The organism is Neobacillus sp. PVCKKU3, from assembly GCF_058323225.1.
The window spans coordinates 16,161-40,114 of sequence record NZ_JBLVQN010000021.1; the positions used below are offsets into that span (position 1 = coordinate 16,161).

Annotated in this window: 21 protein-coding genes and 1 riboswitch; of the genes, 9 read left to right on the top strand and 12 right to left on the bottom strand. The window is 39.7% G+C overall.

The features are described from left to right. Nucleotides 1–6: 6 nt before the first annotated feature. Genes ACNQGS_RS15305 through ACNQGS_RS15315 form a run of 3 tightly spaced genes read right to left on the bottom strand, consistent with a single transcriptional unit; the run spans nucleotide 7 to nucleotide 3,820 of the window. Nucleotides 7–1,131 carry a GerAB/ArcD/ProY family transporter gene (locus tag ACNQGS_RS15305; protein ID WP_491488072.1) on the bottom strand — a complete coding sequence of 375 codons (1,125 nt, stop codon included), beginning with the start codon at nucleotides 1,129–1,131 and terminating at the stop codon, nucleotides 7–9. A gap of 19 nt (nucleotides 1,132–1,150) precedes the next feature. Continuing rightward, nucleotides 1,151–2,239, bottom strand: a complete 1,089-nt coding sequence (locus ACNQGS_RS15310) for a Ger(x)C family spore germination protein (protein WP_491488073.1) — start codon at nucleotides 2,237–2,239, stop codon at nucleotides 1,151–1,153. Between the two features lie 57 nt (nucleotides 2,240–2,296). Then, nucleotides 2,297–3,820, bottom strand: a complete 1,524-nt coding sequence (locus ACNQGS_RS15315) for a spore germination protein (RefSeq protein ID WP_491488074.1) — start codon at nucleotides 3,818–3,820, stop codon at nucleotides 2,297–2,299. 183 nt (nucleotides 3,821–4,003) lie between these two features. Between ACNQGS_RS15315 and ACNQGS_RS15320 the strand changes: the two genes are divergently transcribed. After that, on the top strand, nucleotides 4,004–4,765 hold the full coding sequence (locus ACNQGS_RS15320; RefSeq protein ID WP_213146645.1) for a TerC family protein: 762 nt from the start codon (nucleotides 4,004–4,006) through the stop codon (nucleotides 4,763–4,765). A gap of 51 nt (nucleotides 4,766–4,816) precedes the next feature. Here the strand turns inward: ACNQGS_RS15320 and ACNQGS_RS15325 are convergent, their stop codons facing one another. Then, nucleotides 4,817–5,296 (bottom strand): hypothetical protein, encoded by a 480-nt coding sequence (locus ACNQGS_RS15325; protein WP_491488075.1) that lies wholly within the window; start codon nucleotides 5,294–5,296, stop codon nucleotides 4,817–4,819. A gap of 95 nt (nucleotides 5,297–5,391) precedes the next feature. On the opposite strand from ACNQGS_RS15325, the gene ACNQGS_RS15330 reads away from it, so the two are divergent. From ACNQGS_RS15330 to ACNQGS_RS15355, 6 genes are all read left to right on the top strand, one after another. Then, on the top strand, nucleotides 5,392–5,988 hold the full coding sequence (locus ACNQGS_RS15330; protein WP_491488076.1) for a vWA domain-containing protein: 597 nt from the start codon (nucleotides 5,392–5,394) through the stop codon (nucleotides 5,986–5,988). Nucleotides 5,989–6,069: 81 nt separating this feature from the next. After that, complete coding sequence (locus ACNQGS_RS15335) at nucleotides 6,070–7,185, top strand: NAD(P)/FAD-dependent oxidoreductase (protein ID WP_491488077.1); 1,116 nt, start codon at nucleotides 6,070–6,072, stop codon at nucleotides 7,183–7,185. A gap of 192 nt (nucleotides 7,186–7,377) precedes the next feature. Further along, a riboswitch (SAM riboswitch) is annotated at nucleotides 7,378–7,487 on the top strand. A 98-nt stretch (nucleotides 7,488–7,585) separates the two neighbouring features. Beyond that, nucleotides 7,586–8,599, top strand: coding sequence for a methionine ABC transporter ATP-binding protein (locus ACNQGS_RS15340; protein ID WP_491488078.1), 1,014 nt, complete (start codon nucleotides 7,586–7,588; stop codon nucleotides 8,597–8,599). Next, nucleotides 8,589–9,263 carry a methionine ABC transporter permease gene (locus ACNQGS_RS15345; protein WP_491488079.1) on the top strand — a complete coding sequence of 225 codons (675 nt, stop codon included), beginning with the start codon at nucleotides 8,589–8,591 and terminating at the stop codon, nucleotides 9,261–9,263. Before ACNQGS_RS15340 ends, ACNQGS_RS15345 begins: the two co-directional genes overlap by 11 nt. 19 nt (nucleotides 9,264–9,282) lie before the next feature. Next, entirely contained in the window at nucleotides 9,283–10,122 is an 840-nt protein-coding gene (locus tag ACNQGS_RS15350; protein WP_491488080.1) for a MetQ/NlpA family ABC transporter substrate-binding protein, read from the top strand. Between the two features lie 98 nt (nucleotides 10,123–10,220). Next, nucleotides 10,221–10,439: a hypothetical protein gene (locus tag ACNQGS_RS15355; RefSeq protein WP_423801257.1), complete on the top strand. Its 219-nt coding sequence runs from the start codon at nucleotides 10,221–10,223 to the stop codon at nucleotides 10,437–10,439. Nucleotides 10,440–10,601: 162 nt separating this feature from the next. On the opposite strand, the gene narI is transcribed toward ACNQGS_RS15355, so the two are convergent. From narI to ACNQGS_RS15395, 8 genes are read right to left on the bottom strand one after another with little or no spacing between them, the layout of a single operon-like run. After that, nucleotides 10,602–11,297, bottom strand: coding sequence for a respiratory nitrate reductase subunit gamma (gene narI, locus ACNQGS_RS15360; protein WP_491488081.1), 696 nt, complete (start codon nucleotides 11,295–11,297; stop codon nucleotides 10,602–10,604). 14 nt (nucleotides 11,298–11,311) lie between these two features. Beyond that, nucleotides 11,312–11,911 (bottom strand): nitrate reductase molybdenum cofactor assembly chaperone, encoded by a 600-nt coding sequence (gene narJ, locus ACNQGS_RS15365; protein WP_491488082.1) that lies wholly within the window; start codon nucleotides 11,909–11,911, stop codon nucleotides 11,312–11,314. After that, on the bottom strand, nucleotides 11,911–13,413 hold the full coding sequence (gene narH / locus ACNQGS_RS15370) for a nitrate reductase subunit beta (RefSeq protein ID WP_491488083.1): 1,503 nt from the start codon (nucleotides 13,411–13,413) through the stop codon (nucleotides 11,911–11,913). The genes narJ and narH overlap by 1 nt, the downstream gene beginning before the upstream one ends. Continuing rightward, the gene (locus tag ACNQGS_RS15375; RefSeq protein ID WP_213146654.1) at nucleotides 13,403–17,068 is read right to left on the bottom strand and encodes a nitrate reductase subunit alpha; all 3,666 of its coding nucleotides are present in this window, start codon (nucleotides 17,066–17,068) and stop codon (nucleotides 13,403–13,405) included. Before ACNQGS_RS15375 ends, narH begins: the two co-directional genes overlap by 11 nt. Further along, nucleotides 17,055–17,342 carry a hypothetical protein gene (locus tag ACNQGS_RS15380; protein WP_491488084.1) on the bottom strand — a complete coding sequence of 96 codons (288 nt, stop codon included), beginning with the start codon at nucleotides 17,340–17,342 and terminating at the stop codon, nucleotides 17,055–17,057. The genes ACNQGS_RS15375 and ACNQGS_RS15380 overlap by 14 nt, the downstream gene beginning before the upstream one ends. Nucleotides 17,343–17,358: 16 nt before the next feature. Next, complete coding sequence (locus ACNQGS_RS15385) at nucleotides 17,359–17,661, bottom strand: hypothetical protein (RefSeq protein ID WP_491488085.1); 303 nt, start codon at nucleotides 17,659–17,661, stop codon at nucleotides 17,359–17,361. Further along, a complete protein-coding gene (locus ACNQGS_RS15390) occupies nucleotides 17,648–18,247 on the bottom strand; it encodes a hemerythrin domain-containing protein (protein ID WP_491488086.1) in 600 nt (199 codons plus the stop codon). The genes ACNQGS_RS15385 and ACNQGS_RS15390 overlap by 14 nt, the downstream gene beginning before the upstream one ends. Before the next feature lie 8 nt (nucleotides 18,248–18,255). After that, a complete protein-coding gene (locus ACNQGS_RS15395; protein WP_491488087.1) occupies nucleotides 18,256–19,743 on the bottom strand; it encodes a nitrate/nitrite transporter in 1,488 nt (495 codons plus the stop codon). An 803-nt stretch (nucleotides 19,744–20,546) separates the two neighbouring features. On the opposite strand from ACNQGS_RS15395, the gene ACNQGS_RS15400 reads away from it, so the two are divergent. Together ACNQGS_RS15400 and ACNQGS_RS15405 are read left to right on the top strand one after the other, a co-directional pair. Next, nucleotides 20,547–22,088: an NAD(P)H-hydrate dehydratase gene (locus ACNQGS_RS15400; RefSeq protein ID WP_491488088.1), complete on the top strand. Its 1,542-nt coding sequence runs from the start codon at nucleotides 20,547–20,549 to the stop codon at nucleotides 22,086–22,088. A 197-nt stretch (nucleotides 22,089–22,285) separates the two neighbouring features. Beyond that, nucleotides 22,286–23,848: an ATP-binding protein gene (locus tag ACNQGS_RS15405; RefSeq protein ID WP_491488089.1), complete on the top strand. Its 1,563-nt coding sequence runs from the start codon at nucleotides 22,286–22,288 to the stop codon at nucleotides 23,846–23,848. Nucleotides 23,849–23,954: the final 106 nt, after the last annotated feature.

Genomic DNA, 23,954 nt, shown 5'->3' on the forward strand with positions numbered 1-23,954 from the left:
AAAGCATCATTCATAATCAACGGTTATGTCTGATGCTTTTTTGTTTTTTATCTTGGTCTTGATAAAAGCGATGATAAATAAAAGCGGTATATAGCCATAAAGAAATATAAACCCGCTATAGCTGAAAAACTTAGTCAATACTTGTGTGAAGTACATATCAACTAAAATGCTATCGTACAAAAAATAACAGAGAAGAAAAAAGAATAGGGCCCATGTGGGTTTAATCTTAATAAAGGTCAATTTAATCGTCCGAATAGAAGCCCATAAATAAAGACAAATGGGTGGAATAATGACCAGAAGCCAGGTGAAAAGAAAAATAAACTCAAATCGCTCCAAAAAAGGAAATGAGATAATTTTAATCATGGTAAGGGTGGGCCAGGTTAATAGTTTTAGTTTTCCTTGGGTGAAGAATGAAAAGGTTGTGATTGTGACGACAAGGTAAAGAATCGTTGTGTATAATAATCCGAAATGACCCCATTTGCTAGATTTTCCCCCATTTTTAATAAACGGAAAATAAACGAGCATGGTCTCAAATCCTAAATATAACTGTCCCGATTCCTTTGCTGAGAGGATGTAATCCTTTATTCCATGATTAAAGAACGGCATAAGGTATGAATATTCACTGTAACTAAGTAAATAAAATAATGAAAGAAGCAAGCCGCTTGGAATAATGACTCCCCAAAAGGCAATCCCCGTTATAACTCGAAACCCTCCGGCAATTAAATAATAAGTGATGATACAAAGGAGAAGGGAAAATTCCCAGGCATTAATCCCTTCAAACACCCAGATTTGCAAAATATCTATATAAGAATGCATCACTAATAATCCTGCTAATAAAAAGTAACAAACCATCATCATATTTAGCATTCCACCCATAAATTTTCCAAACGTACCCGTATGGAAAGAAATAATGTCCTTTTCGCTTGCGTGTTTGAGGATATAGATCATCATTAGGAAAACCAGGTGCATGCTTAGTCCAATCAAAAGGACGGAGACCCATGCATCCTGACCGGCCCCTGTTATAATTTTTGATTGGTATTTTAATACAGTGATTCCCGTCTGGGAGGAATGAATCAAGTAAAACAGGAAATAAGGTGAAACCATCATATTTTCTTTAACCCTAGTTTGCATTTTCATTCCTCCTCACTTATCATTTTTCAAGGCCGGTATGGATGATTTCCAAATTCACCTTCACATGGATAGGTAGGTTGGGATATTTTTTGTAAAAGGCAGTCTCATCCCAATTCTTGTCTCGTGCACGAACGATGTTTCCTATTCCTAGCGGGTCGACTTTATTTTCTTTTAAGGTAGTTAATAATTGTTCCACTTTTTTTTTGACTTCCTCTTCAATCATAGTTTTTAGCCGTTTGAGGTCCCTTTTATTTGAAAGGTCCAACCAGTCTGGATATTTAAAAACGGTCCACTCAAGGTTCATAGTAAGGTTCAACTTGGGCTTGCTTTGGTTCTTTATTAAATCCCAATTTTTCTTGCTCCTGAACCCACGGACAATAATAATTCCCTGTTGGCCATTGTCCTCCACTTTAAATCGATGCCACCCTTGAGTTTTTACCGTTTCTAAGATGGAAAAGAAAAAGCTCTGCTCTTCGTTTAACTGCAACTTAAACTTGTCACCCTTAAAGATTCCGACTCCGCCAACGTCAATACCGTTATTTCTGTTTAAGGAAACAATCGGTACATAGGCATCCATTCCGTCACCAAAGAAATGGTTTAAAAAAACATGAAGGTTCATATCCGGAAGATTTTGTGTCAGCATATTTTGTTTTAATCTGTCTGCTAAGGTAAGGTCTCCTTCCTCTTTTATAGCCTTCAATGTTTCTTGTGCTGATTTTTCGGTAACCACAATTTGAATATTTGTACCAAGCTCCGGGGTAGTGATGAAGCGTTTTACGATACCACTAAGACTTGTCTTGGCAAATTTTTTACTAAAGACTATTACCCTGATTTTGGACAGCTTTATAGGGGTACTGGTGTACTTGTCCATTTTTTCATAGATCACCGAGTTGGGGGGCGCATGTTCAGTTAAATATTGAATATTTGGGTTGCCCCTGCTTTTTGTATAGTTAGGATACAATACTGTCCCGACCATTTGCCCATCTTTAGAGACATCAAATCCATACACATGAACAATGCTTAGTTGGTCGATGATGTTCATTCTTGCACAACCGATAAGAAGGACGAAACAAAGGATGACTAAGAACAATGTTTTCCATTTTTTCATTCGAATCGCATCCTACCTTAATTTATCATTCGAAATAAGGACGAGAAAGTGGATAGTTTATTCGGAATTAAGCCCATCTTCCGAATCTTGATTATCCTTAGGATTGAAACTGGTTCGGCTTAGCGGCCGTAAATAGGGCGAAATTTTTTTTTGGTGAATAAAGTTAAGCCGTGTAAAAGAAGTGGAAAACCCGCCTTTCCTATAGGGGAAAAGTGGCAGCATATAAGGAACGCCGAAAGATTTAAGGCGCAGTAAATGCCCAATTAAAAAAACAATCCCTACATAAATCCCTAAACCACCCCAGATCGCCGCCAGCAGGATAAACGGATACCGTAATAGCCTGACCGCATTGGACATTTTATAAATCGGGGTGGTAAAGGAGGACAAGGCTGCCAATGCAACAAGAATCAATAAAATATTACTGGTTAATGCCGCCTCAACAGTTGCCTGGCCAATCACGATTCCTCCAACAATTCCGAGCGTCTGTCCGATTTTCGTCGGCAGTCTCGCCCCTGCCTCTCTAAGTAATTCAATGACGATCTCCAGGAATAACACCTCGACCACAGGAGGGAAAGGCACATTGGCTCTTGAAAAGATAATCGGTCCTAATAAGTCCTTTGGGACTACCTCAAAATGAAAAGTTAAAATGGCTACATAAAATGGCGTAACAAAAATGGAAAATAAGATGCCAATAATCCGGATTAATCTAAAAAATGTTGCCACTACCCAAGGTAAGTAGTAATCCTCAGGCGTTGCAAAAAAATTCATTAACGTCGTTGGTCCTGTGATGGCATAGCAGGATTTATCACTTAAAATGGCAATACTCCCGGATATCAAGGTACCAACGGTCCTATCTACTCTTTCCGTAGTGAGATACAACGGAAATATGGTTGAGGAGTGGTCGGAAATTAACTGTTCTAATTGTGTGTTATCATAAATGACTTCTATATCAAGGTCTTGGATCCGCTGTTTAACAGTTTGAACGTATTGCGGATTTGTCACTCCCGCCAAATGGGCGACAATCACTTTTGTTTTCGACCTTGTCCCTACTTCAAATTCTTCGAAGATAAGGTCGGATGTCACTAAATGGCTTCGCAATAAATGAAGGTTTGTAGTTAAATCTTCAATGAATCCAACTTTCGGGCCAATCACGCTAAACTCATTTTCGCCTTCATTAGTTTCCCGCATGCCAAGCCGGGAGTTTTCTAGACTAATGAGGGCATATTCCCGATTGTCATTACGTAAATGGACCAAGGCGGCTCCTTTAAAGAGCCCTTTTTCAATTTCTTTTGCATCTCGGGTGATCTGAAAGTTTTCTAATGGAATAATCCTTTTTAAATCAGATAGTGTGGTGATGACGGTAGAATTCTCCTTAATCTTTTGAAGCAGTGAGCGATGAAGTAAATCGTAATCAATTAACGTGCTATAGTAATTTACTATTATGAAATCATCTTTCGATGGAGAAGATATCGTCGAAAAATCACTGGATTGATTGGCTTTATCCAATACTTCACTGATGGTTTTTTCTTGCGTTTCATAATGTGTAACCGTTTTTTGTTTAGGCCTCTTTTTAAAAAACATTTGTCCACCACCAGACTACTAATGACCATGTTAAGTTAGTATTTAACAGCAAAAATGGAATTATGTACTAATAGAGGGACACGACATAAAATAGCTAACTAAACGATATTGCAGCAAAATAATTTTATAAAAATCTTGACAAGTAGTAATATTAGATAGAGAACAACAAAGGAGTAATGTTGAATGGTAGATAATATTTTAGCCACCTATGTCTCGATGCTTGACTGGCATATGTGGGCAGAGGTATTAACTTCGCCTAAGGCTTGGGGATTAATTCTCTCACTGGCTGTACTGGAATGTATCTTATCGGCGGATAATGCGCTGGTGTTGTCGGCGTTCGTAAAACCTTTACCGAAAAAGCAGCAAAAGAAAGCATTGGTATACGGTCTTTGGGGAGCGTACGTATTTCGCTTTATTTTCATCGGACTGGGAACGTTTTTGATCAAGCTTTGGTTTATTAAATTAATTGGTGCGTTGTATTTACTTTGGCTTGCTGTTAAGTTCTTTATTGACAGATTTAAGAGCAGTGAGGATGGAGAAGAGGAAAAAGCACGGGAGCCAAAAGGCTGGTTAACGAAAACATTTGGAGTCTTCTGGGCAACTGTTATCAGCGTTGAGCTCATGGATTTGGCTTTTTCAGTGGATAGTATCCTTACCGCGCTGGCGGTTTCCGATGAGGTCTGGGTCATTCTGCTGGGCGGAATGATTGGAATTCTTATGATGCGGGGCGTTGCCACGTTTTTCATCGGCTTAATGAACCGAGTGCCGGAGCTTGAAACAACGGCTTATGTGCTAATTACCTTTATTGCTGTAAAAATGGGATTGACACTTATTGATATTCATATTGCAAATGAGATCTTTATCGTTGTCCTTGTCTTGGCGTTCCTAGTTACCTTTATCATTCATGGGATTCGTTCCAGAAGAGGAGAAAAAGTATCACATTAAATATTAGGTAAACCCAGTCCTTTGGACTGGGTGTTTTTTTGTTTCAGTGAATTACTCTAGGCCCCCTATTAATGGCTTCAGGCTAAAATAGTCCAGCGCCTGATTGACATGGTGGACATCATATATTTTTTTCTCCAGACAGAATTGGATGACCAAGTCAAAGGTTTCACTGTCGGACAATGAAAAACCGGCCGAACTTAACAGTTTGTCGGTTTCTTTTTTGTTTAATTCAAGGGCAAGCGCCAAGGCCACTACTGTATTTTTTCGTGGGCGGTATTCTGGATTCGAGCGGATCTTAGAAAAATGCCTGCGATCCAATCCGGCTTTTTTGTAGGTTTCTGTGTCGCCAGCTCCTTTTTTATCTATCAATTTGAATAGAGTTTCGTTGAAGGTCGGCTGGCGCTTATTTTTAATAAAATCTTCTATTTCGAGACTATGTATTTCATTAGACTCCATCATTGAGTAAGTAAGGATGTTTAAGTTTCTTTCAACATATTCCTGCAATTCTACTAGCAAGTGTTTATCCAGCATAATTCTACCCCCAAAAATGTCGCTTGAGAGGCGACCATTTCCTAGATTTAATACCCTATTATTATTTTATAAACAATATTGAAAGGATGATAGAGATGAACACGAATATGACTGAAATTATTTTCTTGCTTGACCGAAGCGGGTCAATGGCTGGACTTGAAAGTGATACGATTGGCGGGTTTAACGGATTTATTGAGAAACAGAGGAAGTTGGAAGGGGAGACACGGGTTACAACTGTTTTATTTGACGATCAATACGAAATCCTATGGAATGGGGTTAATGCAAGGCAGATTAACCTCACTGATCAGGAGTATTATGTAAGAGGTATGACGGCAATGTTGGATGCAGTGGGGAAAACCATTCTTGACGTAGGATATCGATTATCCAAAACAGATGAGGATAAGCGGCCAGGCAAGGTGATTTTTGTTATTACCACAGATGGATTAGAAAATGCTAGCTCCGAATTTACCTATGAAAAAGTGAGAGAATTAATCAATCACCAGCAGAAGAAATATAATTGGGAGTTTATCTTTTTGGGGGCAAACATCGATGCTAAGCAAGAAGCGGGCTGTCTTGGGATTGATGTTGAAAATGCCTTTAACTTCGAAGCATCTGAAAAGGGTGTTGAGATTATGTATAATATGGTGTGTGAGCAAGTAATGGAGAGAAGGCAGCGCACAAGGAAACTTTAAAGCAGTATTGTATTTGTTGTAATATATATATTATCTACTTTGCTCAGTCTATAAGACTGAGTTTTTGTTTTGAGGTGAGTTATGCAAAAGGTAATTGTAATTGGGGCAGGAATACTCGGAGCATCCACTGCTTATCACCTTGCAAAATGGGGGGCCGAGGTTATCATAGTGGACCGGCATGTCCCCGGTCAAGCCACTGACGCGGCTGCGGGGATTGTTTGCCCATGGTTGTCCCAACGTCGTAATAAAGCCTGGTACCAGTTGGTTAAAGGTGGAGCCCGGTATTATCCAGAATTAATAGTTCAGTTAGAAGCAGATGGGGAAAAAGATACGGGTTATAAACGAGTTGGGGCATTAAGTATTCACACTGATCCAGCAAAGTTGGAAAAGATGGCAGAACGGGCACGGACCCGTTGGGAGGATGCTCCCGAAATCGGCGAAATAACAATTTTATCACCAACTGAAACGAATCGACTTTTTCCGCCGTTGTCCGATGAATTTGGGGCAGTTTATGTTAGTGGCGGGGCACGTGTAAATGGCCGGGCTTTACGTAATGCACTAGTTAACGCTGCAGTAAAGCATGGAGCCCAAGTTGTTAAAGGGGATGCCTCATTAATCAGTAGTGGCAATAAAGTCCAAGGGGTAAAAGTGGATGAAAAAACATTTTCTGCTGATCAAGTTATTGTTACAGCAGGGGCTTGGGCAAAGGAATTTTTGTCTCCATTAGGAGTTGAATTTTTGGTAAGGCCACAGAAGGCGCAAATAATTCATTTACAAATGCAAGACATCGATACAAATTCGTGGCCGGTGGTCATGCCGCCATCCGATCAATACATTCTATCCTTTGAAGGTGGACGTGTTGTCATTGGAGCAACACACGAAAATGATGCTGGATTTGATAATCGGGTAACGGCTGGAGGTGTCCAAGAAATCTTAAATAAAGCTTTGGCAGTCGCTCCTGGACTTGCCAGTGGAATGATATTGGAAACTAGGGTAGGGTTTCGTCCTTTTACTCCCGGTTTTCTTCCTATTATTGGAGCTATTCCGAATTATGAAGGAATCTTATTAGCGAATGGTCTAGGATCATCAGGATTAACCAGCGGACCATATTTAGGGGCAGAACTCGCTAAACTAGCACTCGGAAAACAATTGGAAATTGATATTCATAACTATGATGTTGCTGGTGCTTTAGCCTAATGTTATGCACAAAGAGCTTTTCATGCGAAAAGCTCTTTTCTAATCGAACAAAAAAATTTTTTATTTAATAATAAGTTGATATGACAATATTGAAAACGCTATCGGGTAAATTGCGCTATAATTTAGATGATTGACAAAACAAAAATAGATTTGTACTATCTTAATATAACTTAATTATTTGTTAATTTAATTTTCTTATCCAGAGCGACCGAGGGACATGGCCCGATGACGTCCGGCAACCCCCGATTGGGAAGGTGCCAATTCCTGCAGAATGACTGTACTTTCATTCTGAAAGATAAGCCGAAATTCTATTTAATTTCGACGCCCCTTTCAGAATGAATGGGGCTTTTTGTTTGGGTATAAAGTCTAGTTTAGATATCGGAAAAATGAGGTAATCAGTATGATTGATATAAAGAACCTTAGCAAAATTTATAAGACAAAAAAGGGTGAAGTAAAAGGTGTTGATAATGTTTCACTAACCGTTCAGGAAGGTGAAATCTTTGGAATCGTCGGGTACTCTGGTGCCGGAAAAAGCTCACTGCTTCGCTGTATCAATCTGTTAGAGAGGCCAACCTCTGGCAGTATAACGGTCGATGGCACTGACTTGACATCCCTAAGAGGCGAGCAATTACGATCTTCACGTTTAAAAATAGGCATGATTTTTCAACACTTTTACCTAATCAGCCAAAAAACAGTCTATGAAAATATTGCTTTTTCCTTAAAAGCCGCCAACTATCCTAAGGATCAAGTAAGGAAACGCGTGGAGGAACTTCTGGAAATGGTCGCCCTATCCGATAAGCGTGATGTCTACCCATCACAGCTCAGCGGTGGTCAGAAACAACGAGTCGGTATTGCAAGGGCTCTCGCAAATAATCCGAAGGTGCTTTTATGTGACGAAGCAACATCAGCACTTGACCCTACGACAACAAAGTCGATACTAAATCTATTGAAAAAAATCAATAAAGAACTCAACATCACCATTGTATTGATCACTCACGAGATGGATGTTGTTAAAGAAATCTGCAGCCGGATGGCAATTATGCAGGATGGACGAGTTGTGGAAGAAGGTTCGGTATATGACATTTTTGCCAACCCGCATACAGCACTTACAAAAGAATTTATAGAAAGTGTTGTAACTCTTGAAATCCCGGAAGTTATTCTAAAAAGCTGCCAGGGTCCAATTGTGAAAGTGACCTTCAAAGGAAAAGTCGCTGGAGAGGGGGTCATTTCTGATACTCTTCAACAATTTAACGTAAAAGGTAATTTTCTGCATGGTTCAATAGAATATATTCAAGAGCAACCGCTTGGTATTTTCATAATGGAGCTAAAAGGACAAAAAGAGGAAATAGAAAAAGCCCTAAATTATATTGAAAACCGGGCAGCACAGGTGGAGGTGTTACACAATGGGCTTTGATTTTGCACATCTGATGGAGCTTATTCCGGATATCAATAAAGCATTTTTTCAAACCATCTATATGATTGCGATTTCGTTGGTCGTATCGACGATAATCGGATTGCCGGTTGGGATATTGCTTTACATAACCGATAAAGGATTGTTTATGGAAAATCGAGCCGTCCAGAATGTCCTGGGTTTTATTGTCAATATGGTCCGGTCGATTCCTTTCATTATATTATTGGTGGCATTGCTCCCACTGACAAACTTACTCGTCGGGACTACCATAGGCCCAACTGCCGCCAGTGTTTCGCTATCGGTTGCGGCAATTCCGTTTTTTGCAAGGATTGTTGAAAATGCACTGAGAGAAATTGACAAAGGCGTAATCGAAGCAGCTATTGCTGCCGGGGCAACCCCGTGGATGATTATAAAAGATGTCCTATTACTTGAAGCCAGATCCGGTATCATCTCAGGTGTCACGTTAACACTCATTAGTTTAGTTGGTTTCTCGGCCATGGCCGGTACAGTCGGCGGCGGCGGTATTGGAGACTTGGCGATTCGCTTCGGTTATTATCGATACGACAATACCATCATGATTTCAACAGTTTTAATCTTAATTATTTTAGTTCAGGTCATTCAGCTTCTTGGTGACTATATCGCCAAAGTTGTAGATAAAAGAAGATAAATAAAGGGGAGAAATTATTATGAAAAAATGGTTAACAAGCATTTTATTACTTTGTGTAGTCTTTGCATTAGCAGCATGCGGAAACTCCGAGGACAAAACAGCAAGCGGCAAGGAAAAAGCAACAGAATCAAAAGAAATTAAAATAGGCGCGACTGCAGGCCCATATAGCGACATGGTAACAAAAGCGATTAAACCAGGCCTAGAGAAAAAAGGCTACAAAGTTGAAATTGTTGAATTCAGTGACTATATCCAGCCAAACAAAGCATTAAACAATGGCGATATCGATGCCAACCTGTTCCAGCACACGATTTACCTTCAAAATTTCGCGAAAGAAAACAACATGGATTTAACAGCACTTATTTCTGTGCCAACTGCACCAATGGGGATTTATTCAAACACAATAAAATCGATTAAAGATGTAAAAGAAGGGGCAACTGTTACACTTCCAAACGACCCGACAAATGCAGCACGTGCATTAAACACACTTCGTGATGCAGGGCTTATCACTATCAAAGCAGATGCAGATCCACTAAAAGTATCTGAAAAAGACATCGCTGAAAACAAGAAAAACCTAAAGTTCCAGCCTATCGAAGCAGGCCAGCTTCCACGTTCAGTTGAAAGTGCAGATTTAGCTGCAGTACCAGGAAACTTTGCTCTTGCAGCAAAAATGAATCTTCTTGATGCCTTAACGCTTGAAAACATGGCAGACAATTACCGCAATATTGTGGCAGTTAAAACAAGCAACAAAGATTCACAGTTATCAAAAGATCTGAAAGCTGTTGTTGAATCAGCAGATTTCGAAAAAGTCATCGATGATCAGTTTAAAGGTTTTGGAAAACCAAGCTGGATGAAAAAGTAATTTTTAAATCAAAAGGGTATGGACGAGATCCATATCCTTTTTTCATTGGATACGCCAATAAAGATTGGAGAATCCTAAAGGAAAAAGGAGGATTTTAAATGAGTTTTTTCAAAGGAAATGAAGAAAAGGAAAATCTTGAAGCGGTTCTTAAAGATTCTATAGAAATAGAAGAAGATTTGATGCGTACATATTTAATTACCGCCGAACGGGTTCATGACGACGATGAGCTAAAAGAACGTCTAGAAAACTTTGCGGAAGGGAATGCGAAGAGGACAAAACAGCTAATTGATGAATTAAATGAAACAAAAGAGAAGTAAGATTTACAAATTTATTAAATGAAAGAGTCCTATCATAACAGGGCTTTATCAAGTAGATAAATTAACATGGAAAAGCAGTGCAGTTTTCAGTTGTGAAATGCACTGCTTTTATTGTTGTATTGTTAATTCTTAAAAAAGATCGGTATAAGGCAAAACCTTTTTCTACCTGCTATTCTTATTATAACCATTTCTTGACCGGTACTGTTGCGGAGCCCGTGAAGGATACCTTAATGGAAAACTGAACATATGGACTAGAGCTGTAAATGGGATGGCAGCAAATAAAATAAATGCCACAATGATATGAATTTTAAAGAGCAAAGGCACCCCAAGCATTAAATCTGACCTTGGATGGAATGTGAATAAACTTCTGAACCAAGGCCCAATTGATAAACGGTATTCATATGCCCCTACGGTTGTATTATAGACGATCGTCATATATGCCCCTAGCCCTGCAACCAATATAAGCCATATGATGGTGAAATAACTTGTCCCGGTAGTATGGGCACGAACCCTTGGTGAATTGAATTTTCGAATCAGCATCAAAACTAACCCAATTACCACCATGAGACCCGCAAGACCACCTCCTGCTATGGCAAAGAAATGATAAATATGGTCTTTGACTCCGAGTGCATTGTATACACTTAGTGGAATTAATACGCCCATTATGTGTCCAACAAAAGCAAAGATAATCCCATAGTGAAATAGGACAGATGCAATTCCCAATCCTTTTTTTTCAAAAATTTCTGTTGAAGGTGCAGTCCAACTTTTGCCACGGAAAACAAAACGATAAAATGTTGCAATAATTAGGATTGTTCCGCAAATATAAGGAAAAATTGTCCACCAAAATACAACTTCCATAATGCCCCTCCTTTTTAGCGATACATCAATGGATATGGCAACTCATCCAAGTCAGCATCTTCCCGCAGTCTTTCTAAAGCAGAGATCTCTTCAGCATCCGGAGTTTCAAAAACATACATCATCCCTAATTCAAGCACTTTCTTGTAAGGATTATCCTCAGGAAGATTTGTTAAGATCCGGTCAACGGCATAAGCAATTCTTCTTGAAAGTTTGTTGATTTTTTCCTCTTCGGGTACAACCGCCAAAAGTTCTAACAACATAGGGATATAATCTGCCATATCATGTCCGATGTATTCAAGTCCGGCTTCAGATATGAGTTTTTGTAATTGGATAAGAGCAAAACCGCGGTTTCTGCTGTCTCCTAGTTCATGTGCAGTTAAATAGAGATTGGTCCCTTCCTTATAATCAAAGGTCTCTACATATAGCTGCTCCAATTGCACCGATGGCATTTGATAGAAGGGATAAATTCTATTCAATACTTCCTTTTGAATATCCTCTGATGTGATAGATTCGCAAATAAAGCTTATGATTGTTTCTTGATCTTCAAAAAAAGAAGTATCCGGATAATCCAAGAGACGCGATAAAAGCATTAAAATCGCTTTTTCTTCATTCATTATGCATTTTCACTTCTTTCAAATGGATAGGTCATCATACCTTCAGGAGGAGCTAAATCTTCAATGCTGCAAGCTCCCTGTTTGTAATATAAGTCATCATTCATTTCACGACGGCCAGTCGGAATGACAAATCGTTCATTGTATTTTGCGACTGCAAGTAACCGAGCCATCTCTTCTAATTCTTCATTATGGGTACCTGCTTCATCCATTAATTTAGTTAACTTTTGTTTGTCCACTCCACCAACGGTTTTTGACCTCATATAAACCCTCATCGCTGCCATTTTTAATAAGACCTTACGAATAACAGATGTATCATCAGCAGTTAAAATTGAAGCCAAATACTCCATTGGAATTCTCATTTGATCTACTGCTGGAATATAGCCTTCCGCGCTTAAATCTTGTTCGTTAGTAATGTGGTTCATAATCGGGCTAAGCGGCGGTACATACCATACCATTGGAAACGTCCGGTATTCTGGGTGAAGCGGAAGTGCAATCTTCCACTTTATTGCCATCTTATAGATGGGAGATTCTTGTGCACTTAAAATCCAACTATGATTGATTCCTTGTTTTTCTGCTTCCGCAATGACTTCAGGGTCAAATGGGTCTAAAAATACAGAGAGTTGGGATTCATATAAATCTTTAGGATCTTTAACGGATGCAGCCTCTTTCACCCGATCTGCATCATACAAGACCACACCAATATATCGAATTCGACCTACACAAGTTTCTGAACAAATGGTTGGTAAACCGGCTTCAGTTCTTGGATAACAGAAATTACATTTTTCCGCTTTGTGTGTATTCCAGTTATAGTACACCTTATGATATGGACATCCATTCATACAAAACCGCCATCCCCGACAAGCATCCTGGTCTACTAATACAATTCCATCTTCGTCCCTTTTATATAAAGCACCAGAAGGGCAAGAGGCAACACAGGAAGGATTTAAGCAATGCTCGCATATCCTTGGCAGGTACATCATAAAGGTCTTTTCATATTCCGTTTTAACGTGTTCCTGAAGTTTTCGTACATTAGGGTCATTTGGAACAGATTCGCTCCCTCCCGCCAAATCATCATCCCAGTTTGGACCCCATACCGGTTTATCGATATAGTTTCCTGTAATCATGGAACGAGGACGGGCTACAGGTAAACTATCTCCTTTATCCCGTTTGTGAAGATGCTGAAAATCATACGTCCATGGCTCATAAAAATCATTTAGATCTGCCATATTGGGATTGTAAAAAATATTCGCCAATTTTGTAAGAGGTCCACCGGCTCTTAAATGCAATTTACCGTTTCGCAAAACCCAACCGCCTTTATAGCGGTTGGTGTTTTCCCATTCCTTTGGATATCCTACCCCAGGTCGTGTTTCAACGTTATTGAACCACACATACTCCATTCCAGGTCGGTTGGTCCATACATTTTTACAAGTAACAGAACAAGTATGGCAACCAATACACTTATCAAGGTGCATGACCATTGCAACTTGTGCCTTAATCCTCAAGCCAATCGACCTCCTTCAGCGGTCTAATAATCGCCATTGTGTCCCTCTGACTACCAGTCGGTCCATAATAATTAAATCCATAACTTAATTGAGAATAACCGCCAATCATATGTGTGGCTTTTGGATAAATTCTGGTCACACTGTTATGGGTTCCACCACGTACTTTGTTAATGTTATTCCCTGGAACCCCCATATGCCTGTCTTGAGCGTGGTACATATAAACTGCACCTCTTGGCATACGGTACGTTAAAACAGCTCTAGCAACAACAGCGCCATTGCGGTTATATACTTCAATCCAATCGTTATCTTTAATGCCAATAGAGGCTGCATCTTCTTCATTCATCCAAACGACTTGCCAGCCACGGAACAATTGAGCCATGTTATTCGTATCTGTAAACATGGTATGAATGCCCCATTTTTGGTGTGGAGTCATGTAACGCAATGAAATGGATTTTCCTTGATTTTCGACTTCTTTTTCTCCTTTCACAAAAGCGCCTCTTGTAATCGGAGGAATATATAAAGGAAGCCCTTCGCCAAAATCAAGCATCACTTCATGGTCAAGATAAAAGCTTTGTCTTCCAGTAAGTGTATGCCACGGTATATTAAATTCTTTGTTAATCGTAAACGGAGAGTACCGTCGATTATCCTTTTCGAGCCCACTCCATACTGGGGAAGAAAGGGTTGGTCTTGGTTGAATGGTTAAGGCGTCTAACGTATAATCTTCTTCCGCACGTTCCTCGGAAATATGAGTCAGTTTTTTACCTGTCTTTTCCTCCACGGATTTCCAACCTTCAACCGCTCGTTTGCCATTTGTAGCACCGGACATTAACAAAATGGCATTAATGGCTTTTTTATCGGTATAAAGGTCAGGATAACCTTTTCCAATACCTATATGTTTGGATGGTCCTAAGCGGTCAAGTAAATCCTTGTAAACTTGGTCACCAGGAATTTTAACCCCTTTTGTTCCATATCCATTTTTTATATTTGGCCCAACGGTAATCCACATATCGTATACATTTGGATAATCACGTTTGACAAAATTAAAGTTTGGTAAGGTTTTTCCCGGTATTGCTTCCACTTCACCTTTTCGCCAGTCTTTGACTTTTCCGAAAGGCTGAGCAATTTCATTGATGGTATCATGTGCAAGTGGCGACAAAACAAGGTCCTCTTGAGCAGGAAGATGGTTTTTAGCAAGTTCAGAAAAACTTTTGGCAATTTCCCTAAATGCATCCCAATCGCTTCTTGTCTCCCAAGGAGGAGAAATGGCTGCATTAAACGGATGGACAAATGGATGCATATCCGTGGTGCTAATATCGTATTTTTCATACCACGTAGCAGCTGGAAAAATAATATCGGAGAAAAGTCCTGAACTAGTCATTCGAAAATCCATGCTGACGAAAAGATCTGTTTTCCCTTCAGGTGGCTTATCAGACAAGTTCACATCCTCGGGTTGCCAAGAATTTTCATAATCACCTAATACAGAATCTTGTCCTCCAATTAAATGCTTCACGAAATATTCATGTCCCTTTCCGCTATCTCCTAATAAATTTGAACGCCAGTTGAAAAAGACTCGCGGAAAATTACGTGGATCGTTTGGATTCTCAATGGCAAAGTCAAGCTTTCCTTCCACTAGTTGTTTTGTGATATCTTCGATAACCGCTTGATCATTTTTGTTTCTTGAGCGTGCTTCTCTTACTACATCTAAAGAATTTTTTGAAAGTTGTGGAAAGCTTGGTAACCATCCTAACCTTGCCGAAAGGGCATTAAAATCAGCTGGATGCATGCTGGAATATTTGCTTCCCCACTCTGATTCTTCTTCTTTTTTTTCATATTCATAGCGGAATTGCTCTGTTGCAAAATAAAAGAAGGAAGTACCGTTCATAAACCTTGGAGCCTTCACCCAATCATTAGCAAATGCAATTTGGGAGAATCCTTCAAGCGGACGTACTTTCTCTTGACCTACGTAATGCGCCCAACCCCCGCCATTTACACCTTGTGAACCGGTTAAAAGAATGAGATTTAAAATACAGCGATAAATTTGGTCACTATGATACCAGTGGTTTGTTCCACCACCCATTGCAATCATTGATTTACCCTTTGTCAATGCTGCATTTTCCGCAAATTCTCTTGCCACTTGAATGACATGAGCTTTGTTAACACCTGTGATACTTTCTTGCCAAGCAGGAGTATAGGGACTTTTATCGTCATTATAGTCCTTTGGATAGTCACCCTTTAGACCTCTGTTAATTCCGGTATGTGCCAACATTAAATCATAGATAGTAGTAATGAGTAATTCATTTCCGGATTTATCTTTTATTTTTTTTACTGGAACTTCACGCTTAATCAAACCGCCATCCTTTTGGCCAAAGTAAGGGAATTCGACCATAGCAGTATCATCTGAATCATCTAAAAAGCTCATTTTGGGATTAATATTATATAAATCTAAGTTCCACTGATTTCCGTTATCCCAGCGAAAACCTTGGCTGCCGTTAGGAATGGCAAAGTTATCAGTTGTTTCATCCCAAACCACAGTTTTCCATTCACCTAATTCTTCTTGGTCAGAAAGATCTGATGCACGTAAGAAACAATCAGAACGGTAATTATCATTTTTCTTTTTTAATGTGATTAAAAATGGCAAATCCGTATATTGTTTTGCATATTCCATAAAATATGGCGTTTCTTTATCTACATAGAATTCCTTTAAAATCACATGTGTCATCGCCATGGCAAGCGCTCCATCTGTCCCAGCTTTGGCAGGCAGCCACATGTCAGCAAATTTTTCGTACTCTGCGTAATCTGGGCTGACCCCGACTACTTTTGTCCCGTTGTATCTTGATTCCACCATAAAGTGGGCATCTGGCGTTCTCGTTTGTGGAATATTGGTTCCCCAAATAATAAAATATTTAGTGTTATACCAATCTGCACTTTCCGGAACATCTGTCTGATCACCCCAAACTTGCGGTGAAGCCGGTGGCAGGTCTGCATACCAATCATAGAAACTTAATATTGTTCCTCCGATTAAGGACAAAAATCTTGTGCCGCCACAATAGCTGACCATTGACATTGCAGGAATAGGGCTAAATCCAACGATACGATCTGGTCCATATTTTTTTATCGTATATATACTGGCGGCAGCAATCATTTCACAAAGGTCATTCCAATTCCCCCGAACAAAACCGCCTTTTCCTCTTGCTTTAACATAACGTTCACGCTTTTTAGGGTCAGTAACGATATTTTCCCATGCCTGAACTGGGTTATTGGCTTTTTCCAATTCCTCTTTCCATAATGAATAGAGTTCTCCACGAACATATGGATATTTTACACGGGTTGGACTGTATGTGTACCATGAAAAGCTGGCACCACGAGGGCACCCTCTGGGTTCATATTCCGGAAAGTCGTCCCCAGTAGAAGGATAATCTGTTTGCTGTGTTTCCCAAGTGATAATCCCATCTTTTACGTGGATTTTCCAACTGCAAGAACCCGTACAGTTTACTCCATGAGTGGATCGTACGACTTTATCGTGTCCCCAACGATTACGGTAGGCTGACTCCCAATCCCGTGGACGCGGACTTTCTTCTGTCCAACCATCATTAATTCGGTCTCCTCGAACGAGATGTTTAAGAGAATGGAACAAATTATTCTTATGCTCCTCCATCGCACACCTCTCCTTCCATTAAATCTCTTAGTGGGTTAAAGTTATCTCCCAATAATCGATAGGAATCTTTACTGACATTAAAATCTTCTACAAAAACATCCCAATTTGCCGAATTAGCAGCAGATAAGATGAGACGCTGCAATGTATTCATATCATTAATTTCATAAATTTTTTGGATCATTTCCCCCGGTAAAGTGCCGAATCTCATTTGTAAAACGGCAATCAAATCTTCTCGGTCATCAACCAAAAGTGCATCTTCTTGAAATGAAAACAAAGCGTTTCAACTCCTTTCACACTTTCATCATTTTGTAGTAATCAGCAATTAATATAGACTTGCATTTTTCTGCAGATTCTTGAAAAAAGCTTGTCACTTCTTCATCAGGATGCTCCATTTGTTCAATAGTGAATTGACGGGTTACTGATTGAGAAAAATCAGCAGAAAATTTCAATGAAACTTCAAATTTGTCCTCGACTTTTAATACTGTGGATTGAACATCATATGGATGAATATGGAAATTTGAGAAAATCTCAACCATCTTGTCATATAAGGCGGGTGCTCCATAGCGTAATATTCTTTCCTCAAGCAATTTCATCACTCTCTTCCATAATTTCCAACTTATAGAATTCGTTATGTCCTAGAAGTTTATTCATTTCATCGTCATTATGTAGAGAGTCAACAATAATTAAGGAATCCATTAAAGATACTAATTTTTCATCAATCTCATTATTTATTAACAGAGCCTTCATTTGTTCTACCATTTTACGCATAAGGTCATGGTCACGAGTCAACTGTATGACAAGCGTTTTTAGATGGGGTTTTTCAGTTACCATTTCCGTATATAAACCTTCTTCCTCTGAACTTGCATGCTGCAATGTCCTAGATTCCCAATGTTCAATTGATACTTCTGCTACTTTAATGGCTTTTTCCTTTTGACCATCTTCCACGCATTTTTGTAATAACATCCTTAATTCTTTCGCCTCGTTTAATGCAGATTCATGTATTAAGTCATGTGCATCTTGTTTTTTTAAGCTAGGTCCTGACAATCTAAAACATCCTTTCATCTTGGCACTTATTTTTCTTTTTTTTGGATTTTCCAAGTATCCCCTTACTATTTCCGAAAAAAGGTAAATTATTATAAAAATAAAAAAAGAGTTGAATTTCTCAACTCTTTTGGACATTTAGATCGCTAACGAAGCTCATTAAACATTCCCACATAATTTAGCGGGTTATCATTTTCATCCTTAATGGTGCTGATGGTTAACAACTCCAAATAAATTTGCCCATCCTTCTTTTTGTTCCAAATTTCACCTTGCCATGATCCGTTTTTACGGATATCCTCCCACATTTTTGTATAAAAAGCTTCATCATGTTTTCCGGAGCGAAGGATAACGGGTGTATTGCCAATGGCCTCATCTTTCGAATACCCAGTGACTGCAGTAAACGCAGGATTAATCCGTTGAATAACCCCCTTTAAATCTGTCACCATGATACCTTCTGCGGTGCTTTCAATAACCTGGTTAGAAATCTGTAATTTATCAAGGAAGTATAGAGCCGTCACAATAATCGCAGCAGCAAGTGCAAATTCGGAAAGAGCCATAAAGCCAATCGCATAATGGCCGGTCATATTAAATAGAATCGTTAACACGATTGGAGGGAAAAATCCGCCCAGGCCCCCCATGGCAGCTACAATACCGTTTACAATGCCGGCCTGTTTTGAAAAATATAAAGGCACAAGCTTGAAAATGGTGCCATTCCCGATTCCAGCACAAAAGGCAACTAAAATGCAGCCCACGGTGTAAATAGGCAATGACGGAGTAAACGATAACAGAAATCCGGCAAAAGTAATCGCATTAAAGATCACAATCAAGATGAGATAAGGGTTAAATTTATCAGCAAGAAAGCCCCCGATCGGACGCATGATGGTGGCAATGACAATAAACCCGGCAGTTCGGAACCCAGCATCCACCTTCGTTAAATGAAAATGGTTTACAAGGAAGGCAGGTAAATAAACAGTAAAGGCAACAAATGAACCGAAAGTTATAAAATAGAACAAGCATAAAAACCAGAGCCGATAGTTTTTATAAACACTTTTAATTTGACCGGTTAAGGAGACCCTTACCGTTTGTTCTTTTTTGTCACCAAAGATAAATGTCAGAACCGCGAATATCACGATTAAAATTAAAAATAATTGAACAGTGCTTCTCCAGCCGATGGAATTGGCCAAAAGCGGGGCCGAAAAGGAAGTAAAGGCTGTACCAATGTTACCGGCCCCGTAGATGCCGTTTACAAACCCATGACGTTCTTTTGGATAATATTTCGGCAGAGAGGTGACCCCAATTGAAAACAACGCCCCTCCGACTCCAAGGGCTAAACCGCCGATGATTAAATCGGTGAAGGAATCCGCCAGGCTGATATAGTAAACAGGCAGAATCAGAAATAGCAGACCAATTGTAAATAGCCATCTTGCGCCGTAGCGGTTAGTCCAAAAGCCGATTGGAACCCTTAAAATAGATCCGAGAATGACCGGAATGGCTGTTACGGTCGATAACTGACCGGGTGTGAGCTTAATATCAGTTTGAATAAAAGATATTAAAGAAGAAATGATGACCCAAATCATGAATCCTAAAACTAAGTTAACTGTTTGTAAAACCAGTTGAAAATTGGCTTTCCCCATTCATTAAACACCTCTTATAAATTTCTTATAATCATAGGATGAGCAAAAACAAATAAAAACATTTTTCCTAAATTTACCCTATATACCCAAAAATGTGAAATATTATTTAAAATAGGATGTGCAAATCCTGAGCTATGCTTTATTGTTAAATTAAGGAAACTTAGAAAGGATTCAGGATGTATTTTCCGCAAGAGATTTGTTTTTTTGGTTGGACACTTAATAAAAGCTCTGAGGAAGAAGCGGCATCAAAGCCCCAACGAATTAACTTCCTTTCATAGGCGGAGAATTTCCGGCTAATGTATGTAGGGGGAAGTTTAAGAAGCTGATATAAGCGGAGATATTCCGATTAAATGCTCTAAATTAGTCAAAATCCAAAGATTTGGATAATATAAACGGAAAAACTTCCCTTATTATTAAGGAAATACGGGTATTTCCCAATTTAGCCGGAATTTTACCGCTTATTTTTCATACGCAGTGAAATCACAATTCAGCTATGATAGAGCCTAAACAATTATTCTATATATAAATTTGTAAGTACAAATGTTGTGTATTTTGCAACGGTACACTGTCCTATTGTACCCCCACATTTTAATATACAAATTGCACTACATTTTCTCACAAAATAATTATCGAAATCCCTGTAAAATAGACCTCCATATTACCATACAACTTGAAGTTCATATTGCATTACTTTTTTAATGTTTGCGATAGTTAACGGAACCCTGTTAGAATCAATTGGGCTCTTTTTTGAGGAAAAGATGTAAAATGAAACTAGAAATATTCGAAGAGGAGGTTGGTTTGACATGTTTGCGGCGGGGCAAAGGGACATGCAGCGGATGGATCAGTATACGATGGAAAGGATTGGTTTACCTGGCGTGGTCCTAATGGAAAATGCCGGAGCAAGAGTAGCTGAGGAAATTCTAGCGGACTTACCTTGCCCAAATCCAAGGGTCATCGTTCTTGCTGGCGGGGGGAATAACGGCGGCGACGGTTTTGTTATTGCTCGCAGGCTGATCGATGCGGGAGTCAGGACTCTTGTTTGTCTGCTGGTCGATCCTGACCGTTTAAAGGGAGATGCAAAAGTCCACTTTGATGTGTATGTGAATCGTGGGCTGCCTGTCTTTTACCTTCAAGAACATTCACTTAAGGGTTTAAAAAATGAATTGAGCACGGCGGATGTGGTTGTCGATGCCATTTTGGGGACTGGGGTAAATGGCCCTGTCAGGGAACCCTTCAGCAATGTGATTTCCATGGTCAACGAATATACCGGAAAGAAATTGATCTTGTCTGTTGATATCCCTTCAGGTGTCAGCAGCGATACCGGGAAGGTTGTAGGAGAAGCAATTAAGGCTGATAAGACGATAACATTTGTTTTTCCGAAAAAAGGCTTCTTTTTGCTGGACGGACCAAAATATATAGGTGACTGGAAGGCGGTTGATATTTCTGTACCGCCTTCTGCCGCGGCAGATTTAGGGCTGGACATGCCAAAGGTGATAACAGGGCCTCTTGTGCGGGAGGTGCTTCCAAAACGGCCAAGGCATGGTCATAAAGGGACATTCGGTCATGCCCTGATAGTCGGCGGCTCACGCCCATATGTAGGTGCCCCGATATTCTCAGCGAGGGCAGCCTTACATTCTGGGGCAGGTCTGGTAACGCTGGCCGTTCCGGAAGGGATTTATCCGATGGCGGCGGCGCAAAATCCGGAATCATTATTTTTGCCTTTATCTGATGAGCATGGTCATTTTGCTGCCAGGGCAGTTCATGAGATTATTCCGCAGCTTCAGCAGTTTGACTGTGTAGCCGTTGGTCCCGGGATGGGGCGGTTTGATGGCGGAGAGGAGTGGCTCAAATTACTAATTGGGTCAATGAACGGTCAGGCTTTGATCATTGATGCGGATGGCCTTTATTTCATACGAGGCTTGATGGACTTGGTCCGCCAGTATAAGGGGCCAGTCATTTTCACTCCACATCCAGGTGAAATGGCGAGGTTAGTCAACAGGACTGTCAAAGAGGTGGAGGAAAACCGCATTGAAATTGCCAGGGAATATGCGAAGGAGGGCCATGTGTTTTTGCTTTTGAAGGGACACCGGTCCATTGTTGTCTCACCGGATGGACAGGTCTATATAAACCCGCTCGGTCATGACGCACTCGGAAAAGGAGGCAGCGGGGACGTTCTTACTGGTCTGATTGCCTCATTTCTTGTCCAAGGTGCCGAACCTTTACACGCCATGATAGCCGCAAGTTACCTACATGCAAGGGCCGGGCAAGAAAAAGCAAAAGTTCTCTCGCATTATGGAGTCATGCCAATGGATATCATCGAAGGAATAAAAGGACAGTTAAAATAACGAGTCTTTCTTCCTAGAAAGGCTTTTTATTTTATGGGTATTACGACTTTTTCACTATATGAAGTGGAAAAGAATGCATATTTCTTAGTATTTACCTAGAATATTTTTCTAGTAAACTAATATTTAGGGAGTAGAAATATTCGAACTATTAAAATAAATCCTTTTGTACCTTTTGATGGAAAGGAGTTTTATCAAAGATGAACACCGAAGAAAAGAGTTACACTGAGAATGGAATGCCGAATCATTTAAGCCAACTGGCGTCGATTGGGCAAATTGCTGCAGGAATCGCACATGAGGTACGTAATCCATTAACCGCGGTCAAGGGCTTTTTGCAGCTTATGCAGCAGGACCAAAATAATGAATACATTGAGATTGCCCATTCCGAACTGGATAACGCACTAAAGACATTGAATAATCTCTTGCAAGTTTCCAAGCCTGATTTAGAAGACGAAGAATTCCAAACTATTTATCTGTCAGTGGAACTGGAATCCATCATTAACCTATTCCAGGATAAAATGTACGAAGTTTCTATTCAAACAGACTTTCGAGATACTGATGCCGCTATTTATGGCAGGAAAAATCAATTTAAAAAGGCTTTTTTCAATTTGGTGAAAAATGCGATTGAAGCAATAAATGGGGTAGGTTCGATTACTCTTACCCACTACACTTCGAATAATGAAGTCATTGTTAAAATTCAAGATACTGGGGTCGGCATTCCGGAAGAGAAGCTTTCGCTACTGGGCACCCCCTTTTTTACAACAAAGGAACAGGGGACAGGAATGGGACTTGCCCAGGTGTTCTCGGTTATTTATCAGCACGGCGGCAAGATCATAGTGGACAGCCATGAAAATCAAGGCACGGTTTTCACAATCAAGATTCCGCAACAGCAGCAAATTACAAAGCGTGGAGTGAGAAATTTGAATGTCATATTCGATGATAAGTACTCAATAAAGGAATACTTCTTGGAAAATCAAAAATTATTTGAGGACCGTTTGCTGGCTGAGGCGACTAATGTAAGTGACAAAATTGATGATATACATAATGTCGGAATTAATTTACTTAACAATGCCCATAAGTTAGTTCTATATGTTGTTGAAGGTCGGGAACATGAACTAATTTCATTTGCCAAGCAGGAGGGGATGGCTTGGGCGAAGCATTCCTTGACTCTTGCGTTCAAGTTGGAATGGATTCAGGCGATCCGCCGAACACTTTGGGATTTTCTCTATAACTTTGATGCTTTCAATAAATTGGAGACTGATAGAATTACATTTTTTTCAATGGAAAAAAGTATAAATGAATTAATTGATCAGTTCCTGACACACTTTTTTATTACGTACACGAAATATAAGGATGAATTGCTGGAGGACCAAAGAAAGCTTGACGAAAACCTATCTGTTCCAATTATTCCAATTAATAAAGAGATTTGCATTTTGCCCTTAATTGGAACACTTGATGATCTGCGTATTTCAACGATTCAAAATAAAGTGCTGACTGAAATTGAGTATCGGCAAATTCAAAATTTAATTATCGACCTTTCAGGTGTGGCCTCGATGGAAAAAGAAGCCGCACGGAACTTTGTCCAAATCATCCAAGGCTTTTCGATGATGGGCTGTAAAACGATTCTCACCGGTATGCGGGCCGAAATTGTCAAAAGTCTGATTGCCTCGGGAGTTGATATCAGTCATAAGGCAGAGTTTAAAGGAACGCTGCAATTAGCCTTGAACGATATTGTTTTTCACAAGGATTTGCAAGAGGTATAAAATTATCTAAAAAAGTACTCGCGGGAGTACTTTTTTTAGCTTCTTTTAAATGTGCGGAATTTGTAAAAAGTTTTCCATCTGTAAACTAGATTTCGTGGTATGTTAA

Excerpts from the sequence above, each read along its gene's own strand:
- ACNQGS_RS15305 (WP_491488072.1), bottom strand. The coding sequence starts at position 1,131 with ATGCAAACTAGGGTTAAAGAAAATATGATGGTTTCACCTTATTTCCTG.
- ACNQGS_RS15310 (WP_491488073.1), bottom strand. The coding sequence starts at position 2,239 with ATGAAAAAATGGAAAACATTGTTCTTAGTCATCCTTTGTTTCGTCCTT.
- ACNQGS_RS15315 (WP_491488074.1), bottom strand. The coding sequence starts at position 3,820 with ATGTTTTTTAAAAAGAGGCCTAAACAAAAAACGGTTACACATTATGAA.
- ACNQGS_RS15320 (WP_213146645.1), top strand. The coding sequence starts at position 4,004 with ATGGTAGATAATATTTTAGCCACCTATGTCTCGATGCTTGACTGGCAT.
- ACNQGS_RS15325 (WP_491488075.1), bottom strand. The coding sequence starts at position 5,296 with ATGCTGGATAAACACTTGCTAGTAGAATTGCAGGAATATGTTGAAAGA.
- ACNQGS_RS15330 (WP_491488076.1), top strand. The coding sequence starts at position 5,392 with ATGAACACGAATATGACTGAAATTATTTTCTTGCTTGACCGAAGCGGG.
- ACNQGS_RS15335 (WP_491488077.1), top strand. The coding sequence starts at position 6,070 with ATGCAAAAGGTAATTGTAATTGGGGCAGGAATACTCGGAGCATCCACT.
- ACNQGS_RS15340 (WP_491488078.1), top strand. The coding sequence starts at position 7,586 with ATGATTGATATAAAGAACCTTAGCAAAATTTATAAGACAAAAAAGGGT.
- ACNQGS_RS15345 (WP_491488079.1), top strand. The coding sequence starts at position 8,589 with ATGGGCTTTGATTTTGCACATCTGATGGAGCTTATTCCGGATATCAAT.
- ACNQGS_RS15350 (WP_491488080.1), top strand. The coding sequence starts at position 9,283 with ATGAAAAAATGGTTAACAAGCATTTTATTACTTTGTGTAGTCTTTGCA.
- ACNQGS_RS15355 (WP_423801257.1), top strand. The coding sequence starts at position 10,221 with ATGAGTTTTTTCAAAGGAAATGAAGAAAAGGAAAATCTTGAAGCGGTT.
- narI (WP_491488081.1), bottom strand. The coding sequence starts at position 11,297 with ATGGAAGTTGTATTTTGGTGGACAATTTTTCCTTATATTTGCGGAACA.
- narJ (WP_491488082.1), bottom strand. The coding sequence starts at position 11,911 with ATGAATGAAGAAAAAGCGATTTTAATGCTTTTATCGCGTCTCTTGGAT.
- ACNQGS_RS15375 (WP_213146654.1), bottom strand. The coding sequence starts at position 17,068 with ATGGAGGAGCATAAGAATAATTTGTTCCATTCTCTTAAACATCTCGTT.
- ACNQGS_RS15385 (WP_491488085.1), bottom strand. The coding sequence starts at position 17,661 with ATGAAATTGCTTGAGGAAAGAATATTACGCTATGGAGCACCCGCCTTA.
- ACNQGS_RS15390 (WP_491488086.1), bottom strand. The coding sequence starts at position 18,247 with ATGTCCAAAAGAGTTGAGAAATTCAACTCTTTTTTTATTTTTATAATA.
- ACNQGS_RS15395 (WP_491488087.1), bottom strand. The coding sequence starts at position 19,743 with ATGGGGAAAGCCAATTTTCAACTGGTTTTACAAACAGTTAACTTAGTT.
- ACNQGS_RS15400 (WP_491488088.1), top strand. The coding sequence starts at position 20,547 with ATGTTTGCGGCGGGGCAAAGGGACATGCAGCGGATGGATCAGTATACG.
- ACNQGS_RS15405 (WP_491488089.1), top strand. The coding sequence starts at position 22,286 with ATGAACACCGAAGAAAAGAGTTACACTGAGAATGGAATGCCGAATCAT.